This window comes from Agarivorans sp. OAG1 (genome assembly GCF_037076485.1).
GTDB classification, from domain to species: Bacteria; Pseudomonadota; Gammaproteobacteria; order Enterobacterales; family Celerinatantimonadaceae; genus Agarivorans; species Agarivorans albus.
On the sequence record NZ_AP028990.1, the window covers coordinates 4,511,778 to 4,525,700 of the forward strand.

Consider the following 13,923-nt stretch of genomic DNA (forward strand, 5'->3'; position numbering starts at 1 on the left):
AAAAAGCGGAGCCTAAGCTCCGCATTGTTATATCACTCTTGAGAATTGCTGGCGCCGCGCTTGGCTTCTAAAGTACACATCAAAGCACATGCAAATATTACGAATCAGCAAGCGTCCTTTGTTGGTCACCTGCAAGGCATCGGCACTTAAACTGACTAGACCATCTTCAACAAAAGGTTTTAGCAACTGCATATCTTCAGCAAAGTATTGCTGGAAATCTAAATCAAACTGCTGCTCTATATCTTTAAAACTCAGTTGAAAATTGCATATCAGGGTCTTAATCAATTCGCGGCGAATCAAATCATCTTGATTGAGTGCAATTCCCTTCCACTGTGCATGCCCTTGTTGGTCGATTTGCGCGTAGTAGGTTTTAAGATCTTTCTGGTTTTGGCTGTAAGCGTCACCCAACATCGAAATAGAAGACACCCCTAAGCCCAGTAAATCGGCTTCGCCTTGGGTGGTGTAGCCCTGAAAATTACGGTGTAACTCACCTTTGCTTTGAGCAATGGCAAGCTCATCATCAGGTTTAGCGAAATGATCCATGCCAATAAACTGATAGCCGTGAGTAGTTAAAAACTCGATGCTGTCACGTAAAATACCTAAGCGCTCGTCGCTGCTTGGCATGGCGCTTTCGTCTATTTTACGTTGCGCTGCAAAACGACTAGGTAGGTGGGCATAATTAAATACCGATAAACGGTCTGGATCTAAATCCAGCACGCGACTTAAGGTTTGTTGGAAACTCGCACGTGTTTGATGCGGAAGACCATAAATAAGGTCAATATTTACCGAGTTAAAACCAACTTGCTTAGCGCGCTCTACCAAGGCAAAAATAAACGCTTCGTCTTGTTCACGATTAACTGCCTGTTGCACTTGCTTGTTAAAATCTTGCACACCTAAGCTCAAACGATTGAAGCCCAGTTCGGCCAACAGGTTAATCGTAGAAAGTTCTATTTCGCGTGGGTCGACCTCAATGCTAACTTCGGCATTATCGGCAAATTCAAACTGACTAAATAGCTGAGTAGTTAGGCGCTTAAGCTGCTCTGGTTCTAGATAAGTTGGCGTACCGCCGCCCCAATGCATTTGGCTTACTTTACGTTGCTTAAAACGTGGCGCTTGCAGCTGAATTTCTTGTTCTAGGTAGTCTAAGTAAATGTCGGCCTTATGCTGATGACGGGTAATCACCTTGTTACAACCGCAGTAGTAACACAACTTATGGCAAAACGGGATGTGCACATACAGCGATAAATCGCGTTCAGGAAACTTATCACAAGCAAGGCCAAACTCTTGCTCACCAAAGTCTTCGTTAAACTCAAGGGCAGTGGGATACGAGGTGTAACGCGGGCCCGAGTAGTTATACTTCTCGATCAGTTGCTGATCCCAATCCACCATTGCTACTGACATTTACGTGCTCTCCTAGAGTGCCTCAGCACTGAGTTGTTCCAGTGCTTCAGCTTCTTGTAATATTTGTTTCTCTAAGGCTTTTTCTTCTGCTTCACGCTGCAGATCTTGGCGCATACGCTGCTGCAAAGGCAGTTTGTTGCGCGCCTCATGAGTGGGTAACTCTTTTACCGCATTATATAACTGAAAAACAGCAGGGTAGCGCTGCGCCCAATCAATTAGCTGCGGAGTTTGCAAAGCAATCAACAGATTGCTGATGCGGATCACACCCTCAGACAAACCACAACGGTCTTCCTGCATGGCTTTTGCGATGTAGCGAATATCGGTTACCAAGTTTTGATTACGCTTAGCAACCGCGTTTTTAATCACTTTTTGTTGCCCGATTAAGCGCCCTACTAATAAGGCGGCATAAATGGCTAAGGCTGAAACAATAATAACTGCGGCTACAGCTAACCAAACCATCAAGACTAATCCTTATATTGATCCAAGGAAGAACTATTTAACGAACGCCATAATTGCTCATCATCATCTAAAGCTTCCGCTTCTTCGGCTTCTTCCGACAAACCTAGTTCGGCTAGCAATTCAGCGTGACGTGCTAGTTGTTTATCCACCCACTGCTGCTCTTGTTTGCTAATTTCGCCGCCTTCATCTAACACATCGATAAGACTTTCAAGACGCGTATCAGCTTCTAACATCGCCAGTTCTTTCTCAGGAGTTAGCTCTACTTTGACTTTTGCTTTAGCGGGCTTAGCAGCAGGTTTATCTGCAGGCTTGGCAACACCGAGTACTACAGGCTCTTTACTGCCATGGCGCGGGTCTTTTTTCTGGGCATTAGCGGCTTGCTGCTGCACTAACTCTGCTTCTTGTTGACGACTGCCTGAGGCTTTTCCCTTACCAATTTTTTTACGGTCCGGCGCAGTAACACGTTTAGCTTTAAAGTCAGGGTCTTTACGCACCCCAATTAAGCCGCCTTTACGATTCTTTTTTCTAGACATTTTATTTACCTCTGTGAAATAGCGCCACGTCGGGGCCAACTATCTCCAATCTCATCTGATAATGATTAGCTAACCAAGTAAAGGTTTTATCACTGTAAAACGCTACATGGGTAGGATCATTTTTATAATGCCACTGTGGAAACACTTCCGTTCCCCAATGGCGTTTAGTCATTACGGCCAATAAACCCACTTCAGCCACTAGGCCTGTTAACAGCTTCCAAGACTGAGCTGGGTGGTTAAAATGCTCCACCACTTCGCTGCTAGTGACCAAGCGATAAGTCTCGGTTAGGCGCTGCTCATCGGGGTAATATATTGGATCATAGTTCAGTAACTGATGCCCTGCTTGCGCCAACAATTCACACAGTGCAGGCCCTGGGCCACAGCCAAAATCTAAGCCAACAACGGGCTCTGTGAGTTTGCTTAACACTGGCTCACTCAAACGCCGTAAAAAGTTTAAATAACCTTGGTCTTGCGGGTCATTATTGTGCAAGTCATATTGGGCTTTTTCAGCTTCAGTACTGAGTACATCGTCAGGGTCTACAAAGATCAAATCACACTCAGAACAATGCCAGTATTGGCAACGTTTATTGCGATAAAAATCCTTGGATGATGTGGCACTACAGAGTGGGCATTTCACCAATCAACACCTTGCCGTATTTTTTAGGGGCGCAAGTGTAACACTTAGAACGAAGATGGCGAATAATAAATCAAAAACAGCTGGGCAGCGGGCGCTGCCCAGATAAACCTTAGTGTAAGCCACCTAAGTATTGCGACAATATTTCGATATCTTTATCACTTAGTTTAGCGGCAACATCACGCATCATACCGTTTAAGTCGTTGTCACGTTCACCGCTGCGGAACATTTCCAATTGCGATTTAATGTAACCGGCATATTGCGACGAAATTCGTGGGAAGCCAGCTAAGCTTTGGCCAACACCTCGTGGGCCATGACAAGCAGTACAAGCAGCAATGCCACGCTCTAAATCGCCACCCATATAAAGTTGCTGACCTGCTTCAACATATTCTGGGGCAGTGGTATTTGGGCTCATCGCTTGGCCAGAATAATAGGCTGCTAAGTCTTCCATGTCTTGCTCAGACAATGGCAAAGCCATACCACCCATTACGGCGTTGTTGCGCCCTTCTTTACCGCCGCTAGCAGCGCCGGCTTTAAATTCTTTTAACTGTTTAACCAAGTAGCCTGCGTGTTGGCCTTCTAATTTAGGATAACCAGCAGCTTCACCTTGGTCATTGTGACAAGCTTTACAAGTTGCAGCTTTTTGCTCTCCAGCAGCAGCATCTCCCTTTGCCCAAACCGGACTGGCAACACCCGCCATTAACATTAAAACTAAGGTAAGTTTTTTCATGACATTCCATTTATTAGTATTATTCCAAACCACACACTGGTGCCCGTGATACACTTAGCGAGTCCAGTAACGGCATTATTTTACACAATTTTGCCAAAAACGTAATGTATTACCCTAATTTCCTTGTGGAGCTCAACATAACCATGGCGCAATATCATTTTCAAAACACCCACTTCATAACTAGCGCGCCTAATATTCAGGCTATGCCTGAAGATAGTGGAATTGAAATCGCCTTTGCCGGACGCTCAAACGCGGGTAAGTCTAGTGCTTTAAATACCCTTACTCGTCAAAAAAGCTTAGCACGAACCAGTAAAACACCAGGTCGAACTCAATTAATTAACGTTTTTGAAATATCCGAAGGTTTTCGCCTAATTGACTTACCTGGCTACGGTTTTGCTCAAGTACCAGAAGAAGTTAAAAAGCAGTGGCAAAAGTCACTGTCTGAATACTTACAAGATCGCCAAAGCTTAAAAGGCATCGTGGTATTAATGGATATTCGCCATCCATTCAAAGATACCGATGCCGGTCTAATCCAGTGGGCTGTAGATTGTGAACTACCAGTACTCGCGCTTTTAACTAAATCAGACAAGTTAAAACAAGGCGCGCGTAAAACAGCGATTCTGAAGGGCCGTGAGACAGCCAAGGCATTTGGTGGCAATGTTCGAGTAGAAGCTTTTTCTTCTTTGAAAAAACAAGGTTTAGACGTGCTCCAAAACACCTTAGTGGGATGGTTTGATCAACATCTAGAAAATTCCCCAAGCGACGCTGAATAAACTGACGGACTATGCTCGCGGCTTCGGCGAGCTCCTTTTCACCTTCCAACCTTTACTCCTTTTTAAAGCAAACTAGCGCATCATAGCGCGCGTCATTTATTTCATGGGGTTTCATGAAATATCCCACTGCTTGTGCACTTGATCATAGTTTAATGACAAATTGTGCTTGCGGGACAAATTTTACAATTGGGCTACCGAAGAACGTAAAACTTATCAAGTTTGAGATCGTTATACTGACGCAAAAACTTAATGAGGAAATACCATGAGCGTGAATGACGCAACGAAGACTAGGGTAGAAGAACCTAGCGAGATCAGTGATGCGGAAGCGGTAACCGCAGCAGATAAAGCACGTGCCGATCAACTAAAGCCGATTAGTGGCGCCTTAGTGACGCATATGTATACCGCCGATCCTTCAGCCCATGTATTTAACGGCAAGCTTTACGTATATCCCTCTCACGATGTAGATAACGGCCAGCCACTAAATGACAACGGCGATCACTTTGACATGCGTGATTACCATGTTTTCTCATTAGACCGTCCTTTTGGCGTAGTCACCGACCATGGTAACGCGCTAGATGTAAAAGACGTGCCTTGGGCAGAGAAACAAATGTGGGCGCCAGACGCTGCAGAAAAAGATGGCAAGTACTACTTATACTTCCCTGCGCGCAACTACGATGGCATTTTCCAAATTGGCGTAGCAGTTGGCGATCAGCCTGAAGGACCTTTCACTCCTCAAGCAGAAGCGATTAAAGGCAGCTTTAGCATCGACCCTGCAGTATTCAAAGACGAAGACGGTAGTCACTACATGTATTTTGGCGGTTTATGGGGTGGCCAATTACAAAACTGGCGCAACGGCGAGTTTGGTGAAGAGCAGTTCCCTGCCGACGACCAACCAGCGCTAAAACCCTTAGTGGCTAAAATGACTGACGATATGCTGGAGTTTGCTGAAACGCCGAAGGAAATCGAAATTGTCGATGAGAATGGCGATGTGCTATTAGCAGGTGACAACGAACGCCGCTATTTTGAAGGCCCATGGATGCACAAGCACAACGGCCGTTACTACTTCTCTTACTCTACAGGCGATACCCACAAAATTGCTTACGCGAGCAGTGATTCACCTTATGGGCCGTTCCGCTATGAAGGCGTTATTTTAGAGCCAGTGCTAGGCTGGACAACTCATCACTCTATAGTGAAGTACCAAGACAAGTGGTTCCTGTTCTACCACGACAGCACTTTATCGGCTGGTCAAACCCACTTACGCAGCATTAAGATGGCTGAACTGAACATTGACGATAACGGCAAGATTGAAGTGATTAAGCCTTACTACGAGTAAGCAAGTTATTAGCTAAATCCAAACGCCACTTTAACGTGGCGTTTTTCTATCCGAGGCCTAAACCAACACTTCTTAGCACTAAACAGCAGGCAAAAAAAAGCCCCATCGTCCGATGAGGCATGTAAGAAAAGAAATTCTTAAAAACTGAAAGCACTATTCCAATTGCACTAATTATGACTCTCTGAAAATCGATTAGTTCACAAAATTTTCTAAAAATGTGCAATTTTCTTTCATGGAAGCTTTTGTTATTCATCCAGTCCTTAGGCCAACAGCAATCAAACACCATCAAGCAGTGGCATTTTGAATACAAAATTCCCAAATATCGTAATTTAGCAACCAAATATCAGAAAATAAGAAACAACAGCTAGAGCTCCCTCTTAGACAAGGAGCATAAATAAGTTTAAAAAATGAGAGAGAAGGCAGGCAATCACTGGCATTAAGACAAAAAAACGCCCCGATGGAAACCCATCGGGGCGGCAAAATAGCCTTTTTCAACTACGTGAAATAAAGGTCTGAAAGATAGAACATCTTACCTCTGTACCCTACAAGAGTTACTCTAGAGCATCATCGATGAAAAATAAAGCACTTTTTGTAAGGGAATTTCACTTTAGAGGTATATGTTGGTTTTTAAATTACGCGAAAAGGTTTTCATAATTACCAAAATTCACAAAATCTTGAGGCAAAAAAAAGGAGGCTATCGCCTCCTTTGCTATCTTCGACTACTTAGTTCTAGTGGGCTTCATCCCAGTTTTCACCAATACCTGATTCGGCAACGAGTGGTAAATCTAGTGTCACTGCCTGTTCCATCAGCTCGGTAAGCTTCGGTACAACTTTATCCAACTCGCTTTCTAATACTTCAAACACCAGTTCATCGTGAACCTGCATTAACATCTTACAATGCTCACTGGGTTGAGTATCTAGCCATTGAGCAACCGCAATCATTGCCTTTTTAATAATGTCGGCAGCGGTTCCTTGCATTGGCGCGTTTACCGCAGCACGTTCGGCAGCTTTTTTACGCATACCGTTACGCGAGTTAATTTCGGGCAAATACAAGCGGCGGCCAAACAAGGTTTCTACATATCCGTGTTCTTGGCAGAAATCTCGGGTGCTGTCCATGTAGTCCAACACCGCAGGGTAGCGCTCAAAATAACGATTCATGTAGTTTTGCGCATCGGCTCGAGCAATGCCTAACTGCTTGGCTAAACCAAAGGCGCTCATACCGTAAATTAAGCCAAAGTTAATCGCCTTGGCACTGCGGCGCTCATCGCCACTTACTGCTTCAAGCTCTTTACCAAACACTTCTGCAGCGGTAGCTTTATGAATGTCTTCTCCGGCAGCAAAGGCTTTTAGCAAGCCAGCATCTTGAGAAAGATGCGCCATGATACGCAGCTCAATTTGTGAATAATCTATCGCGACCAGTTTGTAGCCATCGGCAGGTACAAAAGCCTGACGTACTTTACGTCCTTCTTCATGGCGAATAGGAATATTTTGCAAGTTAGGATCGGTAGATGAGAAACGCCCCGTTGCTGTTACCGCTTGATGATAAGAGGTATGCACTCTGCCAGAGCTTGGCTCTACCATTTTAGGCAGTTTGTCGGTGTAAGTAGATTTTAGTTTAGACAGGCTTCGATATTCTAAAATCACTTTTGGTAAACTGTAATCTAACGCCAGCTCTTGCAGCACTTCCTCGGCAGTAGACGGCGCACCTTTTGGGGTTTTCTTAATCACCGGCAATTCCATTTTTTCAAACAAAATGGTTTGCAGCTGCTTAGGAGAACCTAAGTTAAATGGTTCACCTGCTAGTTCATGCGCTTGCTTCTCTAAACCGTCGATACGCTCGCCTAAAGACAAACTATGCTGCGCTAAGCGTTGGCTATCAATACGCACGCCTTGACGCTCGGTTTGCGATAATACACTGACCAAAGGCAACTCGACTTCTTCGAACAAGCTTTTCAACTTTGGCTCTTTCTCTAGCTTGGCCCACAGAGTTTGGTGCAAGCGTAAGGTAACGTCTGCATCTTCTGCTGCATAAGGTGCTGCTGTTTCAAGTTCAATATGATTGAAGGTAAGTTGTTTAGCGCCTTTACCTGCGATGTCTTCAAACTTGATGGTTTTGTGTTGCAAGTACTGTAACGACAACGAGTCCATATCGTGGCGAGTAATGGTGCTATTGAGCACATACGACTCCAGCATGGTGTCGTACTTAATGCCTTTGAGCGCAATGTCGTAGCGTGCAAGCACACTGGCATCGTACTTAAGGTTTTGGCCAACTTTCGCTTTATTAGGATCTTCCAATAATGGTTTAAGCTGCGCTAATACCCAATCACGCTCTAGTTGCTCAGGCGCATCTAAATAATCGTGAGCTACCGGTAAGTAAGCCGCTTTGCCTGCTTCAACGGCAAAAGACAAACCCACTAGCTCAGCTTGCATGTAGTTAAGCGAGGTGGTTTCGGTATCAATAGCGATAAGCTCAGCGCTATTTAGGCGTTCCAACCATTCTTCAAACTGCTGCTTAGTAAGAATAGTCTCGTACTCTCCTTTAAGCTCAACAGCAGGAGCAGCCACTTCGGCCTCAGCATTTGGTTCTGCTGCGGCGCTGTTATTTGATGGGCTAAGCGCTTCACTCAGCCAGCGCTTGAACTCCAATTCACCGAATAATTTAATCAGCGCATCTTTGTCTTCTTCGGTACGCAACATGTCATCCATGCTAAAACCGACTTCAACATCACATTTAATGGTGGCTAATAAATAGGATAAACGGGCATCTTCGGCATGTTCACGCAACTTTTTAGGCATGGTTTTAGAGCCGCGAAAACCTAATGGTGCAACTGCGTCTGGGTCGGCCAATAAGTCATCCACGCCACCAATGCCTTGCAACATGGCCAAAGCAGTTTTCTCGCCCACCCCAGGTAAGCCGGGAATGTTATCTACTTTGTCGCCCATTAGCGCTAAGTAATCAATAATCAGCTCCGGCGGTACGCCAAACTTATCGATAACACCAGCACGATCCATCACCGTATCGGTCATGGTATTAATCAAGGTGATATTTTCATCCACCAGCTGTGCCATGTCTTTATCACCAGTGCTAATCACTACCGCTTTGTTCTCGGCTGAAGCTTGCTTAGCTAAGGTGCCAATAACATCATCGGCTTCAACACCTTCAATGGCTACTAAAGGCAAACCCATCGCTTTAATTACCGCGTGTAGAGGGGCGATTTGACTGCGCAAATCATCCGGCATAGAAGGGCGATTGGCTTTGTATTCTTTATAGATGTCGTCACGAAAGGTTTTACCCTTGGCATCAAACACCACCACAATGTGCTCTGGCTTAAATTGCTTAAGCAAACTGCGTAGCATGTTAACCACGCCATAAACTGCGCCGGTGGCTTCACCTTTAGAGTTAGTTAGATGAGGAGGAGCGTAGTAAGCGCGATAAAGATAAGAAGAGCCGTCAACAAGCACTAAGGGTTGGTCGGGAAGGGTTGCCATTACCGTGATCCATCGTTCAGATTTTCATTGCGCTCGATGATGCCACAGCCACCCTAAATGCACCAGAGCTAAGCGTAATAGCCTGCTACAAATTGTGGATAACTCTGTTAACAAACAGCAGCAATTCTCTCGCGAAAAATTCACAAGCTAAATAGAAAACAACAAATAAGTTTTAATTCAGTAACTTACAGATAAAGAAAGGCAAGAAATTGGAGCAGCAAACAGTTCCCTTATTGTGGAAAACATCATTCCGTGACATTGCTTTTCGCGGCCTTACGGTGAATTAATAAACAACTCAACGTTGGCAGGTGGATTAATATAGAAGATAAGCCTGCGGGAAACCTTGTAATGGATCACATTTTAATCAGCCTAAAAATATAATTTTGTTTAGTCAAAATTGGCATGATTTAAGGCAGCCAATAATGGGGCAGAGCTCGTGTGAAAATGCTCACTATTGGCGCATTCAAACCAAGCGCCCTGACTTAGTGCATCATAACGAAACCACCATAATTGTTGTTCAATATAAAAACCTAAAACTTGCCAATCGGCGCCTTGCTCAACAAAAGCTTGTTGCCATTGTTGCTGCTTTACAAACTGCTGCGCACTAGCCAAAAACTGTGATTCGGAGAATTGCTTAGCAATAGTAACTACCGCATGCTCCGATAATATTTCTACACCATTTGCTAGCTGCTGCATGATATCTCCAAGCACTTGCCCCAAGCGGGAGGTGGAGCCGCAAAATGCTGAGCATCGGCTTGCTCAGTAAACGGAGTATTAAGTACCTGATGCAGTTGGCGCAACTGTGCATAACTGCCATCTTCCGCTTGTTCTATCACTTGCTGCGCCAAGTAGTTGCGCAATACGTATAAAGGCACATGCTGCTGAATGCCCGATATTCGCTGTTGCTCATCAACATCACTTTGCTGACAGCGCTGACGGTATAACTTCAACCAAGCCTGCCAAGCATCAGGCAATTGTTTAGTTAATTGGTTTTGATCCTGCGCCAAGGCACGCAGGCTTTGGTGGTAATCGGCCTTTTGTTCGGCGATAACTTTAAGCAGCAAACCTAATAGCTGTTCATCGTCATCTTGCCACTGGCTTAAACCTAACTTATTTAGCATCAACTGCTGGTAATGTTGATTGATTTTCTGCTGGTAGCGTATCCAAAGCGGCTCGGTTTTAGCGCTGGGTACATAGTCAGACAAGGCTTGTGCCAAACGTTGTAAGTTCCATAAACCTACAGCGGGCTGCTGGTTAAAGGCATAACGCCCATAATGGTCGCTATGGTTACAAACGTGTCTAGGGTTGTAGTCATCTAAAAACCCATAAGGGCCATAATCGATGGTTAAGCCCAAAATCGACATATTGTCGGTATTCATTACGCCATGACAAAAGCCTTCGGCCTGCCACTTAGCAATCATCAACGCGGTGCTATCCACAACTTGTTCTAGCATTGCCAGCACCGGATTTTCGGCAGTTAAACAATCGCTAAAATAATGGTTTAAGCAAAAGTCGACTAAACGTTTTAATGGTTGAGTTTGTTGCTGGTAATACAGGTATTCAAAATGACCAAAACGAATATGGCTTGGCGCCATACGTAGCAGCATAGCTTCTTTTTCAAAGCGTTCACGCTGCACTAAACCGCTACCTACCGTTAAGCTTAATGCGCGGGTTGTTGCAATGCCCAAAGCGGCCATGGCTTCACTAGCTAAAAACTCGCGAATGCTAGAACGTAATACTGCTTTACCATCGCCTTGGCGAGAGAAAGGCGTTAAACCCGAGCCTTTAAGTTGCAGTTCCCAATGCTCGCCTTGTGCGTTTACTGTTTCACCAAGTAGCAAGGCTCGACCGTCCCCTAATTGCGGAGAATATCCACCAAACTGATGACCAGCGTATACCGTTGAGGCAGGCTGCATGCCTTCGATAAGTAACTTACCAGCGCTTAGGCCAAGCGCCTGCTCTCCCTGCATAAACTCACTGTCTAGGCCAATTAACTCAGCAGCGGCCTGGCTATATGCCACCAACTCTGGATCTTTTAGCGGCGTAGGCTGCTGCTGATGGCATAACTCGGGTAGTTCATTGGAAAAACGATTCACAAATTCCATCTGCGATCCTTAAATAGGGCGGCGTCTTAACTGGCCTGATACTGGTCGATTAAACCTAAAAACTGATAACCGTAGCGTTCTAGCTTCTTCAAACCAACGCCACTTATGGCTAACATCTCGTGTTGAGTTTGTGGCTGCTGCTGGGCCATTTCTATTAATGTGGCGTCGTTAAATACCACAAACGGCGGCACCGATTCTTCGTCGGCTAAACGCTTTCTTAAATTACGTAACAAAGCGAATAATCGTTTATCGTAAACACCGTAACTAGTGGCTTTTTTACTTTGCTTAGTGGTATTTAAGCGCGGTACCGCCAGTGATAAGGGCTGTTCACCTTTTAAAAATGGTCGTGCTGCTTCGGTCAATTGTAGTACCGAGCTACGCGCAATATTTTGCTGCAACAAACCTAAATGAATAAGCTGACGCAGCACACTCATCCAATGCTCGTGACTGGCGCTTTTACCAATACCATGAGTAGAAAGCTTATCATGGCCCTGTTCTAAAATACGCTGTCCCATGCTGCCACGCAGCACTTCAATCACATAACCAATACCAAAACGCTGGCCAAGCCGATAAACACAAGACAAGGCTTTTTGCGCATCTTGTAAGCCATCGTATTGCTTTGGCGGATCTAAGCATACATCACAGTTACCGCAGGGCTTGGCGAGGTATTCACCAAAGTAGTTAAGCAATACCTGACGCCGACAAGTTTGCGCCTCGGCAAAGGCGACAATAGCATTAAACTTATGACTCTCAACTTGGCGCTGTTGTTCATTCTCGTTTTCATCAATCATTCGCCGCACCCAGTTGGCATCGGCTGGATCGTACAAAAACACCGCTTCGGCTTCGGTACCATCGCGGCCCGCACGGCCGGTTTCTTGATAGTAGGCTTCTATGTTACGAGGAATGTCATAGTGAAAAACATAACGTACGTTAGGTTTGTCGATGCCCATACCAAAAGCAACGGTAGCCACAACTACCTCTACTTCATCACGCTGAAATTGCTCTTGCACTAATTGGCGCTGCTCGATAGGCAAACCAGCATGATAAGCCGCGCAACGAATACCTTCTGCACTAAGTTTTAAGGCTAATTCTTCGACCCGTTTTCGGCTACTGCAATAAACAATGCCGCTATCTTCCTTACGGCGTTTTACATAATCGCTAAGCTGCTGCCACGGGCGATACTTTTCTTGTAGGGTGTAGCGAATATTCGGTCGGTCAAAACTTGATACTAGAGTGAAGGCATCAGGCAAACCAAGCCGCTGTAATATGTCTTGGCGGGTGGTATCGTCAGCAGTAGCCGTTAAGGCCACTAAAGGCACCTCAGGAAAGTTTTGTTTTAAGCAACCAAGGGCATTATATTCTGGCCGAAAATCGTGCCCCCATTGAGAAATGCAATGCGCTTCATCGATGGCAAACATTGCCAAGGGCATCGCTTGTAAGCGCTCAATTAAATCGCCATTAATCAGCCGCTCAGGAGAGATGTATAACAGTTTTAAGTCGCCCTGCTGCAAACTACGATAAATTTGAAACTGCTGCTCACGTTCTAAGCTTGAGTTTAAATACGCGGCGCTAACACCATTGTGTTGCAAGCTATCTACTTGATCTTTCATTAAGGAGATAAGCGGCGATACCACTACGGTTAAACCTGGCTTAACCAACGCTGGGATCTGGTAACACAGTGATTTTCCGCCACCCGTTGGCATAATTGCCAAGCAATCTTTGTTAGCTAACAAGCGCTCGATCACCGCTGCCTGCCCAGTTCTAAACTCGGCAAAACCAAATACATCTTGTAAAACTTGCTGGGCGCGTTGCATTAAGGTTAGAAATCCAAAAACAGAGTGGCTAATCGGTCGCACATTGTAATCAAGCTATGGCGGCTTGTCTTGGTTTGCCTTTATTCTTTTCTCGCTATACAGTATTTAAACAAGCGTTTAAATTTGTATGGATACAGCATGACCAGCCCAAGACAACAAAAGTGGCGCCAAGCCATCGCCGACACCTTCATCAATCAAATGCCGTTTAATCAATTACTTGGCATCGAGTTAATGGATTACAGCGCGACCGGAGTAAAACTAAAACTGCCCATGGACCCAAAACTAGTGGGCAATCCGATACACGGCATCTTGCATGGTGGCGTCACCGCAACCATTTTAGATGTAGCCGGCGGAATGACCGCCGCAGCAGCGGCAGTAAAACGTTTGGAAAATCTATCTAGTAAAGAGCTGTCTGCGCGCATCTCTAAAACCGGCACCATTGATCTGCGTATCGACTATCTGCGTCCAGGTATTGGTGAAGTGTTTTACGCCTCTGCCGAAATAATCCGCTCCGGCAATAAGGTTACCGTTGCACGTATGGAGCTGCACAATCAAGAAGGCACCCACATTGCCTTTGGCACCGGTACTTACCTAGTGGGCTAGTGCAGCAAACTTGCCATCAAAAAAGGAATTTTTGTCGAAATATCAATTC

The 13,923-nt window shown here is 45.2% G+C and carries 12 protein-coding genes; 3 read left to right on the top strand and 9 right to left on the bottom strand.

The annotated features are described in order from the left end of the window. Nucleotides 1-27: 27 nt before the first annotated feature. From hemN to OAG1_RS20505, 5 genes are all read right to left on the bottom strand, one after another. The gene (hemN, locus tag OAG1_RS20485; RefSeq protein WP_338622538.1) at nucleotides 28-1,401 is read right to left on the bottom strand and encodes an oxygen-independent coproporphyrinogen III oxidase; all 1,374 of its coding nucleotides are present in this window, start codon (nucleotides 1,399-1,401) and stop codon (nucleotides 28-30) included. Between the two features lie 12 nt (nucleotides 1,402-1,413). After that, nucleotides 1,414-1,860 (bottom strand): DUF2489 domain-containing protein, encoded by a 447-nt coding sequence (locus OAG1_RS20490; RefSeq protein WP_338622539.1) that lies wholly within the window; start codon nucleotides 1,858-1,860, stop codon nucleotides 1,414-1,416. Between the two features lie 5 nt (nucleotides 1,861-1,865). After that, nucleotides 1,866-2,393 carry a Der GTPase-activating protein YihI gene (gene yihI, locus OAG1_RS20495; RefSeq protein ID WP_338622540.1) on the bottom strand — a complete coding sequence of 176 codons (528 nt, stop codon included), beginning with the start codon at nucleotides 2,391-2,393 and terminating at the stop codon, nucleotides 1,866-1,868. Between the two features lies 1 nt (nucleotide 2,394). Further along, nucleotides 2,395-3,030, bottom strand: coding sequence for a methyltransferase domain-containing protein (locus OAG1_RS20500; RefSeq protein ID WP_338622541.1), 636 nt, complete (start codon nucleotides 3,028-3,030; stop codon nucleotides 2,395-2,397). A gap of 109 nt (nucleotides 3,031-3,139) precedes the next feature. Next, on the bottom strand, nucleotides 3,140-3,757 hold the full coding sequence (locus tag OAG1_RS20505) for a c-type cytochrome (RefSeq protein WP_338622542.1): 618 nt from the start codon (nucleotides 3,755-3,757) through the stop codon (nucleotides 3,140-3,142). Nucleotides 3,758-3,900: 143 nt separating this feature from the next. Between OAG1_RS20505 and yihA the strand changes: the two genes are divergently transcribed. Beyond that, nucleotides 3,901-4,530, top strand: a complete 630-nt coding sequence (gene yihA, locus OAG1_RS20510) for a ribosome biogenesis GTP-binding protein YihA/YsxC (protein WP_338622543.1) — start codon at nucleotides 3,901-3,903, stop codon at nucleotides 4,528-4,530. Between the two features lie 262 nt (nucleotides 4,531-4,792). Beyond that, nucleotides 4,793-5,863, top strand: a complete 1,071-nt coding sequence (locus OAG1_RS20515; protein ID WP_152785434.1) for a glycoside hydrolase family 43 protein — start codon at nucleotides 4,793-4,795, stop codon at nucleotides 5,861-5,863. Nucleotides 5,864-6,592: 729 nt separating this feature from the next. Here OAG1_RS20515 and polA read toward each other — a convergent pair. The 4 genes from polA to recQ all read right to left on the bottom strand — a co-directional run bounded on the left by polA (nucleotide 6,593) and on the right by recQ (nucleotide 13,271). Continuing rightward, on the bottom strand, nucleotides 6,593-9,352 hold the full coding sequence (gene polA, locus OAG1_RS20520; protein WP_338622544.1) for a DNA polymerase I: 2,760 nt from the start codon (nucleotides 9,350-9,352) through the stop codon (nucleotides 6,593-6,595). A gap of 387 nt (nucleotides 9,353-9,739) precedes the next feature. Beyond that, complete coding sequence (locus tag OAG1_RS20525) at nucleotides 9,740-10,048, bottom strand: hypothetical protein (RefSeq protein WP_338622545.1); 309 nt, start codon at nucleotides 10,046-10,048, stop codon at nucleotides 9,740-9,742. After that, nucleotides 10,036-11,457 (bottom strand): YdiU family protein, encoded by a 1,422-nt coding sequence (locus tag OAG1_RS20530; RefSeq protein WP_338622546.1) that lies wholly within the window; start codon nucleotides 11,455-11,457, stop codon nucleotides 10,036-10,038. Before OAG1_RS20530 ends, OAG1_RS20525 begins: the two co-directional genes overlap by 13 nt. A gap of 26 nt (nucleotides 11,458-11,483) precedes the next feature. Further along, entirely contained in the window at nucleotides 11,484-13,271 is a 1,788-nt protein-coding gene (gene recQ, locus OAG1_RS20535; RefSeq protein WP_338622547.1) for a DNA helicase RecQ, read from the bottom strand. A 138-nt stretch (nucleotides 13,272-13,409) separates the two neighbouring features. Between recQ and OAG1_RS20540 the strand changes: the two genes are divergently transcribed. Then, nucleotides 13,410-13,874 carry a thioesterase family protein gene (locus OAG1_RS20540; protein ID WP_338622548.1) on the top strand — a complete coding sequence of 155 codons (465 nt, stop codon included), beginning with the start codon at nucleotides 13,410-13,412 and terminating at the stop codon, nucleotides 13,872-13,874. Nucleotides 13,875-13,923: the final 49 nt, after the last annotated feature.

Excerpts from the sequence above, each read along its gene's own strand:
- hemN (WP_338622538.1), bottom strand. The coding sequence starts at position 1,401 with ATGTCAGTAGCAATGGTGGATTGGGATCAGCAACTGATCGAGAAGTAT.
- OAG1_RS20490 (WP_338622539.1), bottom strand. The coding sequence starts at position 1,860 with ATGGTTTGGTTAGCTGTAGCCGCAGTTATTATTGTTTCAGCCTTAGCC.
- yihI (WP_338622540.1), bottom strand. The coding sequence starts at position 2,393 with ATGTCTAGAAAAAAGAATCGTAAAGGCGGCTTAATTGGGGTGCGTAAA.
- OAG1_RS20505 (WP_338622542.1), bottom strand. The coding sequence starts at position 3,757 with ATGAAAAAACTTACCTTAGTTTTAATGTTAATGGCGGGTGTTGCCAGT.
- yihA (WP_338622543.1), top strand. The coding sequence starts at position 3,901 with ATGGCGCAATATCATTTTCAAAACACCCACTTCATAACTAGCGCGCCT.
- OAG1_RS20515 (WP_152785434.1), top strand. The coding sequence starts at position 4,793 with ATGAGCGTGAATGACGCAACGAAGACTAGGGTAGAAGAACCTAGCGAG.
- polA (WP_338622544.1), bottom strand. The coding sequence starts at position 9,352 with ATGGCAACCCTTCCCGACCAACCCTTAGTGCTTGTTGACGGCTCTTCT.
- OAG1_RS20525 (WP_338622545.1), bottom strand. The coding sequence starts at position 10,048 with ATGCAGCAGCTAGCAAATGGTGTAGAAATATTATCGGAGCATGCGGTA.
- OAG1_RS20530 (WP_338622546.1), bottom strand. The coding sequence starts at position 11,457 with ATGGAATTTGTGAATCGTTTTTCCAATGAACTACCCGAGTTATGCCAT.
- recQ (WP_338622547.1), bottom strand. The coding sequence starts at position 13,271 with ATGCAACGCGCCCAGCAAGTTTTACAAGATGTATTTGGTTTTGCCGAG.
- OAG1_RS20540 (WP_338622548.1), top strand. The coding sequence starts at position 13,410 with ATGACCAGCCCAAGACAACAAAAGTGGCGCCAAGCCATCGCCGACACC.